General features: G+C 38.4%; 19 protein-coding genes. 15 read left to right on the top strand and 4 right to left on the bottom strand.

The window, feature by feature from the left end:
• Positions 1–2: 2 nt before the first annotated feature.
• The 4 genes from FHR28_RS19740 to FHR28_RS19755 all read right to left on the bottom strand — a co-directional run bounded on the left by FHR28_RS19740 (position 3) and on the right by FHR28_RS19755 (position 2,833).
• Positions 3–704, bottom strand: coding sequence for a fimbria/pilus periplasmic chaperone (locus FHR28_RS19740; protein ID WP_004722216.1), 702 nt, complete (start codon positions 702–704; stop codon positions 3–5).
• 19 nt (positions 705–723) lie between these two features.
• Positions 724–1,209: a hypothetical protein gene (locus FHR28_RS19745; protein WP_166783357.1), complete on the bottom strand. Its 486-nt coding sequence runs from the start codon at positions 1,207–1,209 to the stop codon at positions 724–726.
• 52 nt (positions 1,210–1,261) lie between these two features.
• The gene (fimA, locus tag FHR28_RS19750; protein ID WP_016539504.1) at positions 1,262–1,813 is read right to left on the bottom strand and encodes a type 1 fimbrial major subunit FimA; all 552 of its coding nucleotides are present in this window, start codon (positions 1,811–1,813) and stop codon (positions 1,262–1,264) included.
• A gap of 558 nt (positions 1,814–2,371) precedes the next feature.
• Positions 2,372–2,833 carry a hypothetical protein gene (locus FHR28_RS19755; protein ID WP_056516384.1) on the bottom strand — a complete coding sequence of 154 codons (462 nt, stop codon included), beginning with the start codon at positions 2,831–2,833 and terminating at the stop codon, positions 2,372–2,374.
• A gap of 464 nt (positions 2,834–3,297) precedes the next feature.
• Here FHR28_RS19755 and FHR28_RS19760 point away from each other — a divergent pair, with 464 nt between their 5' ends.
• The 15 genes from FHR28_RS19760 (at position 3,298) to FHR28_RS19830 (ending at position 16,555) form a co-directional block, all read left to right on the top strand.
• Positions 3,298–3,894 (top strand): DUF4189 domain-containing protein, encoded by a 597-nt coding sequence (locus FHR28_RS19760; RefSeq protein ID WP_004722212.1) that lies wholly within the window; start codon positions 3,298–3,300, stop codon positions 3,892–3,894.
• 114 nt (positions 3,895–4,008) lie between these two features.
• A complete protein-coding gene (locus FHR28_RS19765) occupies positions 4,009–4,464 on the top strand; it encodes a hypothetical protein (RefSeq protein ID WP_166783358.1) in 456 nt (151 codons plus the stop codon).
• A gap of 56 nt (positions 4,465–4,520) precedes the next feature.
• Positions 4,521–5,054 carry a hypothetical protein gene (locus FHR28_RS19770; protein WP_166783359.1) on the top strand — a complete coding sequence of 178 codons (534 nt, stop codon included), beginning with the start codon at positions 4,521–4,523 and terminating at the stop codon, positions 5,052–5,054.
• 688 nt (positions 5,055–5,742) lie between these two features.
• Positions 5,743–6,366 carry a beta-ketoacyl synthase chain length factor gene (locus FHR28_RS19775; protein ID WP_004722209.1) on the top strand — a complete coding sequence of 208 codons (624 nt, stop codon included), beginning with the start codon at positions 5,743–5,745 and terminating at the stop codon, positions 6,364–6,366.
• Positions 6,360–7,187 carry a lysophospholipid acyltransferase family protein gene (locus FHR28_RS19780; protein ID WP_166783360.1) on the top strand — a complete coding sequence of 276 codons (828 nt, stop codon included), beginning with the start codon at positions 6,360–6,362 and terminating at the stop codon, positions 7,185–7,187. Before FHR28_RS19775 ends, FHR28_RS19780 begins: the two co-directional genes overlap by 7 nt.
• On the top strand, positions 7,171–7,431 hold the full coding sequence (locus tag FHR28_RS19785; protein WP_004819853.1) for a phosphopantetheine-binding protein: 261 nt from the start codon (positions 7,171–7,173) through the stop codon (positions 7,429–7,431). Before FHR28_RS19780 ends, FHR28_RS19785 begins: the two co-directional genes overlap by 17 nt.
• Before the next feature lie 9 nt (positions 7,432–7,440).
• Positions 7,441–7,689, top strand: coding sequence for an acyl carrier protein (locus tag FHR28_RS19790; RefSeq protein WP_004819854.1), 249 nt, complete (start codon positions 7,441–7,443; stop codon positions 7,687–7,689).
• Positions 7,686–8,237: a septation protein IspZ gene (locus FHR28_RS19795; protein WP_004722203.1), complete on the top strand. Its 552-nt coding sequence runs from the start codon at positions 7,686–7,688 to the stop codon at positions 8,235–8,237. The genes FHR28_RS19790 and FHR28_RS19795 overlap by 4 nt, the downstream gene beginning before the upstream one ends.
• Before the next feature lie 11 nt (positions 8,238–8,248).
• On the top strand, positions 8,249–9,937 hold the full coding sequence (locus FHR28_RS19800; protein ID WP_166783361.1) for an AMP-binding protein: 1,689 nt from the start codon (positions 8,249–8,251) through the stop codon (positions 9,935–9,937).
• Positions 9,938–9,947: 10 nt separating this feature from the next.
• On the top strand, positions 9,948–10,703 hold the full coding sequence (locus FHR28_RS19805; protein WP_166783362.1) for a glycosyltransferase family 2 protein: 756 nt from the start codon (positions 9,948–9,950) through the stop codon (positions 10,701–10,703).
• Entirely contained in the window at positions 10,696–11,622 is a 927-nt protein-coding gene (locus FHR28_RS19810) for an acyltransferase (RefSeq protein ID WP_166783363.1), read from the top strand. Before FHR28_RS19805 ends, FHR28_RS19810 begins: the two co-directional genes overlap by 8 nt.
• A gap of 2 nt (positions 11,623–11,624) precedes the next feature.
• The gene (locus tag FHR28_RS19815) at positions 11,625–13,184 is read left to right on the top strand and encodes an HAL/PAL/TAL family ammonia-lyase (RefSeq protein WP_166783364.1); all 1,560 of its coding nucleotides are present in this window, start codon (positions 11,625–11,627) and stop codon (positions 13,182–13,184) included.
• On the top strand, positions 13,174–13,593 hold the full coding sequence (locus FHR28_RS19820; protein ID WP_056516360.1) for an acyl-CoA thioesterase: 420 nt from the start codon (positions 13,174–13,176) through the stop codon (positions 13,591–13,593). The genes FHR28_RS19815 and FHR28_RS19820 overlap by 11 nt, the downstream gene beginning before the upstream one ends.
• A gap of 57 nt (positions 13,594–13,650) precedes the next feature.
• Positions 13,651–14,250, top strand: a complete 600-nt coding sequence (locus FHR28_RS19825; RefSeq protein WP_228722134.1) for a LolA family protein — start codon at positions 13,651–13,653, stop codon at positions 14,248–14,250.
• Positions 14,225–16,555: an MMPL family transporter gene (locus tag FHR28_RS19830; RefSeq protein ID WP_166783366.1), complete on the top strand. Its 2,331-nt coding sequence runs from the start codon at positions 14,225–14,227 to the stop codon at positions 16,553–16,555. Before FHR28_RS19825 ends, FHR28_RS19830 begins: the two co-directional genes overlap by 26 nt.
• The last annotated feature ends 1 nt before the right edge of the window (position 16,556 follow it).

Raw genomic sequence — 16,556 nt, forward strand, 5'->3', positions numbered from 1 at the left:
TATTACTTCAGTTCTAAATCAACTTTAGCCGTTAAACCACCGTAATCATTGACCGTTTGATAACTCAGCTTATTGCCTGAAGTCGCTGAAATTTTTGTTTGGGCAAATGGACTCGCCATCACATTTGGCACTTTTTGGTTATCAACAAAAACGTTCACAAAAGAAACATGATATGGAGATGGATTATTCACCATGATTCCTTCTGCTGATTTTGAAAACTTAAGTGTTTCTAATGCGGCTTCAGGTTTAGTTTTTAGATTTATCGGTCTTACAAACAGTTTGATTCGAGATAAAACAGCAAGTTGTAAAATATTCTTGTCAATCAAAGTCGATTTATCAATCGAAGGAATTGCTTTGACATTGACCCAAAATACCGACTCTCTATCTTGGGGTAAGTTGGTAGCAACATTGACAATTCTTAATGTATTTTCGCTATTTGCTTCTGCGACAAATAAGGGAGGAGTAATCAGAAAATCTTTTGATTTTTCATCTAGATTATTTTCAATCCACGAGTTAATTAAAAAGCGTTCTTTATTGTTGCTGTTGACAATCGCTAATGAAACTTGCTTGGCATCGGTTGGGTAAATAACACGAGTTGCCCCAAGTGATATACCCCCAATAATATTGTTATTGGCTAAGCTGGTGGATGCTAAGCAGGCTAAGGTTATACTAAGAACACCATTTTTAAATAAGTTCAGTTTCATATAAGTCCTTAGAATTCATTTATGGATAAAAAACAGAAATTAAAATATTCGATGCTTGAGCGGATGGCTTTTCTGAGGTTTGGTTGAGGAGAATACCAATCCTATTTTTAGCGAAACTGTCATAACGTTCAGGTCGATCAATTTGTCGAATAAATTTCTGATCCAGACGGGTCTGTTCAAAATCTTGAATGTTTAATTCTTTATTAATATCAAAATCATTTCTTGCTTTTGGATCTGTATAAAACATCTCATGGGTTGGTTTATTTTGTTCAGATAGACCAATGGCGAGATTGTCGTAGATGCTTACAGGGCATAATGAAAAATTGATTTGAATTGGAGAATTGGGAGTTTTAATAGATACAGCAGCATTATTCTCAATCAAGATTGAGCAGCTTTGATTTATCAAAACTCCCTGAAAATGAGCTCTTCCACCAAATACATAACTTTCTGCGTAAATATGAGTACTTACTAATATTCCAATAATCAGGGTTATATACTTTTTCATGGTAAATAAGCTCATGTAATCAAATATTTAATAATTATCTTAAGTAGATAAATTATTCATATTTCACTACAAAAGTTGCATCAGCATTTGCTTGACCTGGTGTAGATGCACCAGTCGCAACATAACGAGCGCTGAATTGAAGTGTGTTATCACCAGTGATCAATGTTTTAGGTGTAGAGAAACTAGCACCAGTAACACCTAAGATTTTTGAAGTGTCATCAGCAATCTCAATCCCTACATTTGTTGCAGCAGTAGAGTTTGTACCACCAGCAGCAACTGAAAGTAAGTTTGCATTAGACGTTACAGACTGACCATAAAATGCAACAGCAGCAGTTGCTTGAACTGTTGGATCACAGTCAACAAGTTTGATTTGGAACGGTACTGGAGTTGTTTTATCGCCAGCAACAGCTAAACGTGCAGTACGGTATTGACCTAAATCAACAGTTTGATTTGAAGATTCTGTACTTACAGCACATGCTGCATTTACGATTTCACCAGTAAAATGTACTGTTCCACCGTTAACAGTTACAGGATCAGCAGCGAAAGCTGAAACAGAAAGCGTTAAAGCAGATAATGTTGCAGTACTTAATAGAGCTAATTTCATAGTAAAACCCATTCATTTTAGAAGGTTGATTTTTAATATTTATTTAAAATCATTTTTTATGATTTCAATAAATTACACTTAGTCGCACTGTTTAATAAAATAGTAATGTACTTAAATAAATGCAGGGTTATAGTGACGTACATCACAATAGATAACTTTGTATTTTGTGCATAATTAATTTGTATTTGACGCCCTTATCATTTTTTATGAAAAGTATATGAATTAATGTGATTAGTTGGGTGCTTGTTTTTAGCTGTGCTGTGTACAGTGTTGTTGCTTATTATTGATATACGTTGGTACGGGTTTTTGATCAAAAATGCTCATTGCATTTGTAGATACACTTTTGAGTTAGAATTATTTTTCTATTTAATATTAATCGCAAGGGGAAATAGATTGTTTGATTATCAAGAGCTTGTGATGCCATAGCTTACATTCAAAGTTTAAATACCTTTGCGTAGGCAATGCTTCACTTTTCGTATAGGGGATGCCAAACCTTGCGCTATCACAACAGCAATTAAAACTAGACGATTTATACAACGGTTGATTGTGTATAGCGCTTTATTTTTTTATTTGAGATGGTATTCCAATTTGCGCAGCCAAAGGCGAGAAAATCACTTTAATTGGAGAGTTAGCCTGACTTTGCTGTACATCAGGCCCTATATAATTCTTGCCTTGAGATGTTGCAAAACTACGATGCCACGCACTAAGTTCAGTGTCTGACAGCCACGCTATATGCAAAGCATTATCCTTTGCGCCAAAGTCGATGGTTCTTACATCGAATTGCGCCAAAGCATGAATAAATGAACGACATTTTTCAGTTTCACCTTTTTTCAGAACTGAAATCTGAACTTGGGTTGCGCCACCAAACATTACATCATTGGCTCGGCACTGAAGAACTTCCACATGAAAACGTCCATCAGGAGAGGGCAGATCTCTTATCAGCTTATTTACCGTGCTGGATTGGCATGCTGTTAATACGATGGGCAATATCAGTAAAGTACATATCCTTGTCAGTTTCATTTTATTCCTTGCTATGTAAATACATTACGATTTTTGTTTTATCGCTTTATTCAAATCGGTCAGTCTGCTTTTAGCCAATACATGGAATGCTTCAGTTGAATTGTTTTCACAACTTCGGCGGGTCATCATATCGTGTTGCATGTTTACTGGCGATTTAATTAAGGATGATGTGGTTAAGTTTATCTGTATTTTGCTGTTTTAAAACATGTTTTTGTATTGATTTTTCACATGATTTAATTGTTTGTGTTTAGCTGCTCTGCATTTAATCTTAATGGGAATGCTTAGAGAAAATTTAATGAATAAAAATGACTTGCAGAAAAAAGTTGTAGAAGTTTTAATCTAAGTTTGAACGTTAGATAAAATATTAACATTCCATCAATCAGAAAATTGATCATATATTGTTTGTTATTTTGGATAGTAATCATTCAATTTGTTAATGATTATTGGCCATGAGGGCTTTTATTATGTTTAAAACATTCACGATCACAGAGCAACACTATTTTAAACAATTCATGGGGATTGCAAACACGCTTGTGTTGGCGTTTGTTGTTTTGATGTGGTCAGGCCATGTGGCCGCAGAGGGCAATTGTCCTCCTGGTTATTATCCAATTGGTGGGCAAGGCCTGCAAGGGTGTGCACCGATTCCAAGTGGCGGTAGTAATGGTGGTGGCGGTGGTGGCACATATAAATGGGAACCCTCACTTTGGGAAAAACGTTGGGGCGCGATTGCTGAAGATAAGGCAGCACCTTCTCGACCTACAGGTTATGCCCAAGCGACACGAACCGAACGTGGGGCTAAAAAAATAGCCTTGGAAAATTGCCAAAAAAAGGGAGGTAAAAATTGTGAAGTCATCTTTACCTATAACAATAAATGTGTTGCCTTGGCTGATCCGACTCAAGGTGGTCAAGAGTCTGTGATTAGAATTGATCGTACGCCCGCAGGCGCCAAAGCATTAGCTGCTTATGAATGTCAAAGTAAAAACAAGCAAGAGTGTAAAGTGGTTTACTCAGCATGTAGTACTTATTACGAGCCGGGCGCCAGTATATTTTATTGGTGGTAATGCATAGCGGTTTTGCTTTAAGCAATATCGCGCACATTGTGATAAATCTGAGATAAGCATTTAAAGTACCAGCCATATTTTTAAATAAAAGATCGAATTTTTTAAAGGATAAAAATGATGAAAGCGGTTAGTTTTTTACTGGGCAGTATTTTAGCTTTGTCCTTGTTTGCACATGCAGATGCCTTGAAACTGCAAAAAAGCACACAGGAATTTGATCAATATCGTGGTCAAATTACAGTGAATGGAGAATATTCATATTATTTTGATGATGAAGTGGCAGGTGATGTTATCTGTTTTCATCCCAGTGCGCCTTCAGATCAGTTGATACCGCGTAAGCCGGATGATCGCCGTTCACGCTGGTTTTGTTTCAATGATACTCAACAGGCAGCTCAGGCATTGAAACTCAACAAAAGACCCAAGGAAGGCTATATTGGCTATATAGGACATGCAACTGTAACGGTTGGAGAATATGCGGTTTATAAGGGCGAAAGTGATGGTACTGATCTGGCAAAATTGGTATCAGTTCAAAAAGCAGATACCCCTAAACTGGTTAAAAGCTCAGGTTATTAAAAGACCATTGTTATCGCGATGTTAAATACATATTTAAAGTTTAAAGGAAATAAATCATGAAAATTATTTGTTTTTTATTGGCGGGTATGCTGATCACGCCAATTGTTGCACAGGCAAAAACACCACAACAATGGGCTGACTGTGCCGATAAGGTTGGGCGTACTATCGATGTGCAAGAAGTTGGTAATATCGGCTATGAGTCAGAAATCAAAAGCAAGTGCGGTACACGTCCTGTTCCAACAACGGGTATGGCGAAACCAGATGGTAAACACCCACATGACGTTATACAGGCAGCACCTTGGAAAGCTCGTTTTCAGCAATTAGTTGGTAAATCATATGCAAATCTCACTTCAGCTTTAGTGGTATCCAGTGCAATGCAGCGTCAGGGTGATTGGCTGGTAGGCAGTGGTTATGACCCACGTGGGGCGGGTTCGAGTAAGGCTGTCATTGCGATCAATACCAAAACAGGAAAAGTCATGGCGGCTTATTCAGATACAGAAGATGGTGTTAAATTCTTTGGCTTTGATGAAAATACCAAAGGTGTTCCAAGTAAATTTTCACAATGGGTTGCGGAAAGTGCAGCAGGCTGATCTGTTAGATGTATGTTTGGCTGATCATGACGTGTAGCAATCAATCAGCAATGGCAAAGGAATGCCAAGCAATAAAGTTGTTTCATAAGTCCTTTTTAAAACCATAGATCAACATAAAATCCCCCCTCATCCTAGCCTTCTCCCAGAGGGAGAAGGAACTTTCAATACCAATTGATTCACTCCACATGATCATTTTTTGATTTATGAAAGATATCTAATGTTCAGCTTAAAATATTGATTGTGATTTAAAATCAGCAATTACAGGAAAATTACAATCTAGAGTTGTATAAATAGCTGTGCTCAAGGCTTAGGTTTGTTGTAGCAAAGATATGCTGTTTAGATAGAAATGCACTTTCAAAATGCTTTGTTATTTCTAGCCAATATTCTGTATAAAACCCTGAGTATGTCATCAACACAGTCACATTAAAAAATAGCATTACTTAGCGATAATTAACAGTAAACAAGCTTTCAAAATACATTTTATAAGTATAATACGCCACTTGATGAAATGGGATTGAATAAACTGTTGCAGTAAAAAATAGTATTGTAAGAGGATCTTTTAATTAAGGAACTAATTATTAGACAAAGTTCAATTGTATTTTTTGTATTTATTGTTATTCAAATGTTATAATTTGTCTAAAGAAGGCTTTTTAAGCCAATTAAATTAGCTGATGTTGATGAATAAAACATGCTTCAATTAAATATTTCTAGGCTCACCTTGAGCGAAGATGGTGATACATTTTTAGCACTTGAAAAAATTCCTGCGATGCAACGTAGACGGTTATCAAGTATTGCTAAAATTGCACTGAATAGTGCAATTCAAAGTTTGCAGGGGATTCAGGTCGACTATATTGTTTGGAGCTCACAATATGGCGATGAAGAAAAAACACTTAAAATTTTAAAAGATGTCCTTTCAGACCAGACCCCATCTCCGACACTTTTTTCAACTTCCGTACATAATGCAGTTTCAGGTTTGTATTCTATATTTTGTCAAGATGATACGCTCGCGACCAGTTTGGCAGCATCATGGTCTGAAGCTTTAATAGAAGCTTATGCTTATTTAAAAACACACCACAATGCTAAAAATGCCTTGGTGATTTATTATGACCAAGCATTGCCTGAAATATACGATGAGTATCAGAATTTTAAAGCTTTTTCATTGGCTGGAGTGGTCAGTTTAGAAAATGCCAATTTAAAAATCGCTGTAGAAAATCTGCAACCGCAACAAAGCAAATATTTAGAAGCTCAAGATTTTAATGCGTTTTGGCAAAATCAAAACCTGAAGGAAAAGGGTGCTTGGGTCAAATGCTAAATATCAATAAAGTAAAGAAAAAGTTAAATTACGCTTGGCGTGTTGGTGCTACAGGTTTTAGTTTTGCAAGTTTTGGCTTGGGCGGAATTGTGATTGGTGGTGTGGTTGCACCATTGGTGAAAGTGAGCACATTTGATACAAGAAAAAGACAAGATCGTGCGCAAAAAGCCATTAAATATAGCTTTAAAGGCTTTACTGAAATGATGGTTAAATTGGGCATCATGACCTATGAGGTCGAAGGCTTGGAAAAGCTGGCCCATAGCCGTCAAGAGTTAGTCATTGCAAATCATCCAACCTTGATTGATGTGGTGATTTTGATTGGCTTAATGGAAAAGGCCAACTGTATTGTAAAAAAAGCACTTTGGCGCAATCCATTTACATTGGGGCCAGTACGTAGTGCAGGTTATATTTTAAATGAGGGATCTGAGCAATTTATTTTGGACTGCGTTAAAAAACTCCAAGAAAAAGATGCAGCCTCATTATTGATATTTCCAGAAGGGACACGAACAGAAAGAGGTGCCTCACTGAATGAGTTCCAACGCGGTGCATCAAATATTGCGATTCGAGCGAATGTTCCAATTCGTCCGATTTTGATAGAATGCACGCCCTCGACACTGACCAAAAATGAAAAGTGGTATCACATTCCAAATGAACCATTTCACATTCAGATTAAAGTGTTAGATGCGGTACATGTACAGGATATATTGGATGATGCTGCTGTGAACTCAAAACAGGTGAAACAGCTTAATCATTTTTTGCACAACTTATTTAATCAAGCGTTAATTAAACAAGAGTTATCTACAAATGAGCAATCTTGCTGATGAGTTAAAAGAAATGATCATTGATGTGCTGGCATTGGAAGATATTTCAATTGAAGATATTGATACCAATGCACCACTCTTTGGTGATGGATTAGGGCTGGATTCTATTGATGCCCTAGAATTAGGTTTAGCTTTGAAAAAACGCTATAACATTCATTTAAATGCTGAATCACAGGAAACCAAGCAACATTTCGCCTCTGTGCAAAGTTTAGTGGACTTGGTTGAAGCGCAACGCGCTGCTTAAGAGGTCGTTATGTTATCTGAAGAAATCGTCTTAACAAATCTACGTGAGTGGATGGAAGAACTATTTGAAATTGAACCTGCTGATATTCAGCTTGAGTCAAACCTGTATTCTGATCTAGATGTTGATAGCATCGACGCTATTGATTTAGTTGTTAAAATTAAAGAATTAACCGGTAAGCAAGTTAAACCTGAAGATTTTAAAAATGTCAGAACAGTGCAAGATGTTGTGGTTGTGATTCAAAATATGTCTGCAGAATGAAGCATTTGATCCGCAGTGGAGTCACCGTCTTATTTCTACTTTACCCATTTATCGTGGGCTACAGCCTAGCGCATGGTCATTTTATTTGGGTGAGTGCTTTGTTGGTTCTGCTCGGTGGATCACGCTTATTTTTTAAAAAAAGTGATCTTATGTGGCCATTAACTTGGTTTGCCATTATTTGTGGTGGGCTGAGTTTGATTTTAAAAGATCATGCTTGGTTAAAGCTGTATCCAGTATTGATGAGTGTGGGCGCGTTGATAATTTTTGCGACCACCTTAATCAAACCACCCTCAATGATTGAGCGTTTTGCACGTTTGGTTGAACCTGATTTGCCCGAGTCTGGGGTGATCTGGACCAAAAAAGTTACGATTGTTTGGTGTGGCTTTTTTATTTTAAATGCCTGTATTGCGCTTTATACAGTGTTATTTAGCAGTACCCAAATGTGGGTACTTTATAATGGTTTTATTTCTTATCTTTTGATGGGTTTGTTATTTGCAGGTGAATTTGTACTGCGAAAAATTCATCAAGCTAAAAATCATACGAGTTAAAATAAACGCTTATGTTGTGTCATTTTCAAAGCCACATTCATGCTGAAAAATGTCTGTGTATCACCTCTGATTTTAGTGTCAAAACATTTTCCCAATTTTGGCAGGAAGTGTTGAGTGAAAAAACACACATTGAACAATCCACTGAAAGTGCATGGGCCTTGTGGCAAAATGACAGTTATGATTTTTTAGTGTTATTTTTTGCAGTTTTGCTTGCGGATAAACAGGTTATTCTCCCGCCAAATCGTGTGCGTGATTTGGAAAAAAGCTTAGCAGCTCAGAATATTTATTTTATTGAACGACAATATAAACAGATTAATCCTGTGGTTGAAGATACTCAACACATTGATCTAAATGATGCATTTTTAAATCGTGCAGCAGTGTTTTTTTATACTTCGGGTTCTACAGGGCAACCTAAAAAGATTCCGCGCACCCTAAAACAGCTGCTTAATGAAGTACAAGGTTTAGATCAAAGTTTTGATCTAGCAGAAAATGCACTGGCGCTTGCTACAGTCAGTCATCAACATATTTATGGTCTATTGTTTAAATTACTTTGGCCACTTGCCAGTGGCAGAGCTTTTTATAATCCGCAATTGGCATTTCCTGAAGATGTGGTTGAAGCACAAAAAAAGTTACAGCATTTAAGTCACGATCATTTTGGTTCAAATCATTATGTGGTTTCCAGCCCAGCACTTTTAAAACGTTGGACCTCTGATGTATTACTTGAACAGCATTCAGTGGTTTATTCTTCAGGTGGTAAATTAGATGCTGGAGTGCGTCCACTGCTCAATGCCAGTATCACCGAAATTTTTGGTAGTTCCGAAACGGGTGGCATTGCTTATCGCACACAAGATGAGGCGCTTTGGACGCCGTTTGCAGATGTCGAAATTAGCGTTACAGATGCAGGTGAACTGGGTGTCTTGACTCAACATGCGTATATCAATGATTGGATCTATACCGCAGATAAAGTCGAAGTGTCTGTGCCTGATGATCGAAAAAGTCAGTTTCAGCTTCAAGGTCGCTTAGACCGTATTGTTAAGCTTGAAGAAAAGCGTTTAAGTCTTGATTCTATTGAAAGTGGTATTGTTGAATTGCCAGAAGTCAGTGAATGTCATACATTGATCTTTGAAAAAGATCATCGACAAATTTTGGCATGTGTGGCGATATTGTCTGAACAAGCTCAATTAGAACTTAAACACAGTCATAAGCGTGCATTTGTCGCAAAAATAAAACAACAACTAGCAGATAAATTGGAATATATTGCGATACCGAGGCAATGGCGTTTTTTAAGCCAATTACCGAAAAACGCCCAATCAAAGCTCAATAAAAATTATATGAAATCATTATTTGAAAACTTAAATTTACCCGTGGTTTTAGCATCGCATATTGATGCCAATAGCGCAGAATTTAAATTAGAATTTATTCCTGAACTGGCTGCTTTTAATGGGCATTTTCCTGATCACCCGATTTATCCTGGTGTTGGGCAAATTGCTTTTATTCAAAAGTTCGCTAAAGAGATCTGGGCTGATCTAGATTGGTGTACAGCATTAGAACAAATTAAGTTTCAGGAATTGATCCAACCGCATGCCGTGGTTTTGCTTAAACTTGAGCGTAAAGCAGATAAAATCAGTTTTCAATTGCAGCAGGCTGAACAGTCTTTAGCATCAGGACGTTTGGTTTTTGCTACTACGGTTAACGCTTAGGAGACAGATGATGCAGCAATATCGATTGGGTTTTGTGATTCCTGTGTATAACCATCCGCATTATATCAAAGCATTACTGGACTATATTCACCCTTATGGTTTGCCAGTGGTTTTGGTCAATGATGGTAGTGATATTGAATGTTCGACCTTGTTGCAAGAATTGGCGCAGCAGCATAAAAATGTATATCTGGTTGAGCATGCGACCAATCAGGGCAAAGGTCAGGCCGTGATGACAGGTTTATATCAAGCACAAGATCTCGGCTGGACACATGTTTTACAAATTGATGCAGATGGGCAGCACGATTGGCAGGATATTGAAAAATTTATCACCATCTCAGCACAACATCCTCAAGCAATGATTTTGGGACAGCCGATCTTTGATGAAACGGTGCCTAAAAAGCGTTTGTATGGTCGTTATGTCACCCATGTCTGGGTTTGGATTAATAGTCTGTCACTTGAAATCAAAGATAGTATGTGCGGTTTTCGTATTTATCCACTTGATCAAACCATTCAAGTCCTCAATCGAGCAAAATTTCAACCACGCATGGGTTTTGACAGTGAAATTCTAGTGCGTCTAAAGTGGGAACAAGTTCAGTTTATCAACGTACCTACTGCTGTGATTTATCCAGAACAAGGTATTTCACATTTTAATTTGTGGAAAGATAATTTAGGACTCAGTAAAGCACATGCACGACTTTTTGCAGGCATGTTGATTCGCTTACCTAAATTATTGGCACAAAAAAACAAAGGTTCAGCACATGACTGAATCACATACAAAACGATGGAGTGAGCTTAAAGAAAAGGGTGGAATGTTACCTTTGATGTTAATGCTTTGCTTTTATCGTTTTGGTGGGCGTTTTTTGTGTAAGCTGGTGCTGTATTTCATCATCATGTGGTACTGGATCTTTTCTCGTACAGCCCGACAGGCTTCATTACTTTATTTACAAAAGTTGCATCATTTTGCTCAAAAAAAGTCACCATTTTCACATCAGCCGAATATGAGTCATTCGTATATTCATTTGATGACATTTGGTGAGTGCATTTTGGATAAAATTGAAGGCTGGCTGGGAAAAGTCGCAGAAGAAAAGCTGATTTTGCATGGGCATGCGCATTTTCGGGAAAATTATAAAAAAGGTGCGATCATTGTGGTATCGCATTTTGGCAATATCGAACTGCTACGTGCGATCAAATCTGATCATCAGCAAAAAATCAATGTATTGGTTTATCAAAAACATGCCAGTAAATTTAATGAATTTCTTAAAAAGCTCAATCAAAAAGCCGATGTGCATCTGATTTCGGTTGATGAACTTGGCGTTGATACTGCGATTCTTTTGCAGGAGAAACTGGATCAGGGTGAGTGGATCATCGTGGCAGCAGATCGCGTTCCAGTTCAATCGCAACGTGTCGAAAATCTTAAATTTTTAGCTGATGAGTCCGCTTGGCCGCAAGGACCTTGGATTTTAGCGAGTTTACTGAAAGTTCCGATATTGGCGGTTTTCTGTTATCGCAAGCAAGACAACTTTCATGTGCATATCCATTCAATCGCTCAAAAACTTAATTTTCCGCGGCAAACCCGCAACCAAGCCATAGCTGAAGTCATACAACGCTATGTTCAACTGGTCGAACAGCATTGCGTAGATGCACCTTATCAATGGTTTAATTTTTATAATTTTTGGAACAAATAAAAATGCAGACACTTGTCATCGGAGAAAAACCACTTTCAATTGAAGAGGTTGTTGCTGTCGCAAATCAACAGCTCAAAGTGGCGCTGCCTAACTCTGAAAGTTGGCAGGCATTGATTCAACGAGGTGCTGATTTTCTTGATCAATTATTGCAAGAAGAAGGCGTCATCTATGGTGTAACCACAGGTTATGGCGATTCTTGTTTGGTTGAAGTGCCTGCACATCAGGTCAATGAATTGCCTTTGCATTTATCTCGTTTTCACGGTTGTGGTTTGGGGCAAAATCTGGACTTGATCACTGCACGTGCTGTGATGGTGACTCGATTATGTTCTTTGGCGCGTGGCTATTCAGGGGTATCACATGCTTTACTTGAGCGTTTGGTTTGGATGCTCAATGAAAATATTATTCCAGTGATTCCTTCAGAAGGTTCAGTCGGCGCCAGTGGTGATTTAACCCCATTGTCCTATATTGCAGGGGCATTGGTCGGTGAACGGGATGTTTACTATCAAGGTAATATCGTTGCAGTCGCGGATGTTTATGCTGAATATGCGATACAGCCTTTGGCACTCAGACCCAAAGAAGGGCTTGCCATTATGAATGGTACTGCGGTAATGACCGCAATGGCCTGTTTAAATTATAAAAAAGCTGAGCAGATTAGTTTGGCAAGTACTTTAATCACAGCATTAAATGTGTTGGCATTAGAGGGCAATCCAAGCCATTTTGATGAGGTGTTATTTGCTCAGAAACCACATGCAGGTCAGCAGGAGATCGCCAAGCAACTGCGTGAATGGTTAAACGATAAAGTACAAACAGAGCATCAAAGCCCACGTTTGCAAGATCGTTATTCGTTGCGTTGTGCACCACATATTATTGGAATCTTTGAAGATTCTAAAACTTGGCTTAGACAATTTATTGAAAATGAATTGAACTCAAGTAATGATAATCCGTTAATTGATCCGATCAATTTACGCGTGTTACATGGTGGACATTTCTATGGTGGACATATCGCTCAGGCTATGGATAGCTTAAAAATTATGATTGCCAATATTGCTGATTTGATGGATCGTCAGCTTGCACAGTTGGTCGATCATAAAATGAATCATGGGTTACCACGTAATTTGACTGGTGCTAAAACCGATCGCTTACCACTCAATCATGGCTTTAAAGCCGTACAGATAGGGGTGTCAGCTTGGACTGCCGAAGCACTTAAGCAAACACTTGCTGCTTCAATTTTTTCACGTTCAACCGAATGCCATAATCAAGATAAAGTCAGTATGGGCACGATTGCCGCACGTGATGCCAGTCGGGTGATTTTATTGACTGAACAAGTGATTGCTGCATTGAGCTGTGCTGCGGTTCAAGCAATTGAACTGAGAGGTTTGGCACAGCAATTAAGCCCAGTGTTGGGTCTATTTAGACAATGGGTACTGAAAGAATTTCATTTTGTTGAAGAAGATCGTCCATTGCAAAAAGAACTGCAAGCAATTGTCGATCATCTTGAAAATCTCAGTCTGTTAAACTGCAATCTTTTGCAGCACAAGCAGGAGAACGCTGATGTATGCTGATGTCATTATTGATGTTCCATTTCATGATGTCGATACCATGAATGTGGTTTGGCATGGGCATTATCTCAAATATTTTGAAATTGCACGTTGTAAATTGCTGGATCAATTTGACTATAACTATAATCAAATGAAAGATTCTGGTTATGCATGGCCAGTGATTGAAAGTTATGTCCGTTATGCGCAAGGTATTATTTTTGGGCAGCATATCCGAGTACGTGCGACTTTAAAAGAATGGGAAAACCGTTTGAAAATCGAATACCAGATTTTTGATGCAGAATCAGGTAAACGCCTCACTAAAGGTTTTACCAGTCAGGTGGCAGTTGAGATAGAAACTCGAGAAATGTGCTTTCAGTCACCACAAATATTTTTAGACCGCCTGTATGCATGGTCTGAATTTAAGACCCAATAGGGGGCATGAAAAATGTTGAATTTTAAAAATAAAATCAAACTGATCATCAGCAGTATGATGGTTATGGTTGTGACGGCACTTCCATTGGCAAGTTATGCGGAAAGTTCTAAAGTTGGGCAAATTTTTCAACAGCTTTCCCAAACACCTGTAGTTCGCGCCCATTTTGAGCAGCAAAAAAAGCTCACCTCGTTAAATAAAACTTTTAGCTCAAATGGGCAGGTTTTATTTTCCAAAAGCCAAGGAGTGATTTGGCAGATTCAAAAACCTGTTCAAGCAGATTTGATTGTTACCCCAAAGAAGTTAGTACAAAAAACCCAGCGAACAATGAGTCAACTTGAGATTGATAATAGTCAATATGGTTCAGTGGCGACCATGTTTTTACAGTTAATGGCAGGCAATGAAACTGCCTTAGCCAAAAATTTTAATGTGGTTGCGGCCAATTACACAACATCAGCTTGGGATGTCACATTGACCCCGAAAAGTGCATTGTTTAAAAAATTGTTTGTCAAAGTGAATGCGCAAGGTGGACGTTATGTCAATCGTATTGTGATTACTGAACAAGCCAATAATATGACGATTATTAATTTTAGTCAGCAGACGGCTCAACCTCAAACTTTATCGGCGTCTGAGAATGCACTTTTCCAATTGGCAAAATAAACTCACTGCAATTTGGTTGCTATTTTTAGTCATCATTGCGATCGGACTGGGATTTACATGGATGCAAAAAGGCATTCATATCCAGACCAATATTTTTGCTTTACTGCCAAAAGTAAAGCAGGATAAGCAGCTTGAGCAAACCGAACACTATGTCAGTGAGCAATTGAACAATAAAGTGTTCTTGGTGATTGATGCAAAATCATCTGAACAAATTGATCAAGCAACACAGATATTAAGGGCTGGTGTTCAACAGTCGAATTTGTTTAAGCCATTAAAAGCACAAGTTGATACCGAAGATTTTGCCAAGACTTTATATGCACATCATGCAGGCTTAATCAGTTCGCAAGATCAAGCAATCTTAAAACAACAGGATTATGCGGCACTGACTGAACAAAGTTTGATGCAAATCATGAGCCCGGGCATGCCAATCACTGAAGGCCTGCTTCAACAAGATCCATTGTTATTATTTCCACGTTATGCCATGGGGCTTGCAAGCCTGCAACAGCATTCAAATATCGAAATACAAGATGGTTTTGCCACAATTTCTGATGAGCAAGGCAATTCTCGACTATTTAATTTAGAACTTTTAAAAAGTCCTTATGATATTGAGTATCAAGAACAAACTGCCCAATGGATGACTAATGTTAACCAGCAATTGAGCAAGATCGGGGTGAAACCGCACTGGACTGGAACAATTGTTTTTTCGCATTTTGGTACCCAATCTGCAAAGAATGAAATTTCTACAATCGGCGTGGGTTCGAGTATCGGTGTCTTACTTTTGGTCTGGTTTGGTTTCCGCTCTATTCGCCCGATGTTGACCGAGTTTATTGCGGTTGCCACAGGTTCAATGGTGGCTTTTGCGGTAACCCACTGGATATTTTCCGAAATACATCTGATGACTTTGGTTTTTGGTGCAAGTCTGATTGGGGTATGTGTCGATTTTTCCTTTTACTTTATGGCGATGCAATCACAGCAACGACATCTCAATGGATTTGCCGTATTAAAGCCGATTTTACCCAGTTTGTTGATCGGGCTTTCAACCACATTGCTGGCTTATTTATTTTTAAGTTTTACCCCTTTTCCGGGCTTTAAGCAGATTGCAGTATTTTCAATGGTGGGCTTAACTGCTGCAGGGATCACCAGTCTATTATTACTACCGCGTTTACCTGCCTTAAATGCTGAACCAGCAATACGCAGATTAAGCTTTATTGGCACATGGCGTAATTATTTTTTAGCGCACGCAACAAAGCGTTATCTGTTGATTTTTGTGATCTTTGTGGTTTCAGGATCAAGTTTGCTGCTGATCAAAAGTAATGATGATGTGCGTAATTTGCAAAGCATGGATCAACATTTAAAGCAGGAAGATCAATATATCCGTTCTCGTTTTGGGCAAGCGCAGGGCAGTGATTATTTTGCAATTTATGCAAATTCAGCAAAGGACCTTGCAAGGCAAGAACAACACTTAATCCTTGCGCTTTCTCAGTTAAAACAACAGGGCAAAATTGACGGATTTCAAGCAATCGGGCAAACGATTCCTTCGCTGGAACAGCAACAGCAGAACGTTGAAGCGCTACAGAAAATTCCAAAATCAGTACTGGTGGAATATGCAAGCGCGATGCAACTTGATCCGAAAGATGTCCTGAGTTGGCAAGCAAGATTGTCTCAACAAACATTGTTAAATTTAGATCAGTTTGCTGCCCATCCTTTGGCATTTTTACAGGTTAATCCGCAGCAAAGATTGATTTTGATTCAAGGCATAAAAGATGTAACAGCTGTAGAGGCTTTGCAAGATCAGCAGAATAAGCTGGTTCGTCCTGTACATAATTTATCGAGCTTATTTCAAGACCATCGTATTCAAGCTGAATATCTTTTTGTCTATGCATTAATTGCCTTAGCGATCGGTTTAATGCTGATCTATGGGATTAAATCGGTGTTCGCTTTGATGGTGCCTGTGACTTTGGCGTTGATGAGCACTTTTGCATTACAGGCATGGATGGGCGTTGAGATTAATCTATTTAGTGTAATGGGGGTTTTTCTCATCTTAGGGATTGGTGTGGATTACGCCATTTTCTACCGTCAAGGGCACGATCATCCGCATGTGGTCGGGATGGCATTATTTCTCTGTATGATGTCGACGTTGTTGGGATTCGGTTTATTGGCGTTAAGCCATACCTATGCAATACATTGTTTTGGGTTAACGGTCCTTTTTGGGGTAATTTTTTCGTTTATCTATGCCACGCTGTTTACGCCGGCAGACTCAAAATTAAATCAAAATCAATTAATCAGTCAAAGAACTGAACATTAAG

This window comes from Acinetobacter sp. BIGb0196 (genome assembly GCF_011759595.1).
GTDB lineage: Bacteria > Pseudomonadota > Gammaproteobacteria > Pseudomonadales > Moraxellaceae > Acinetobacter > Acinetobacter guillouiae.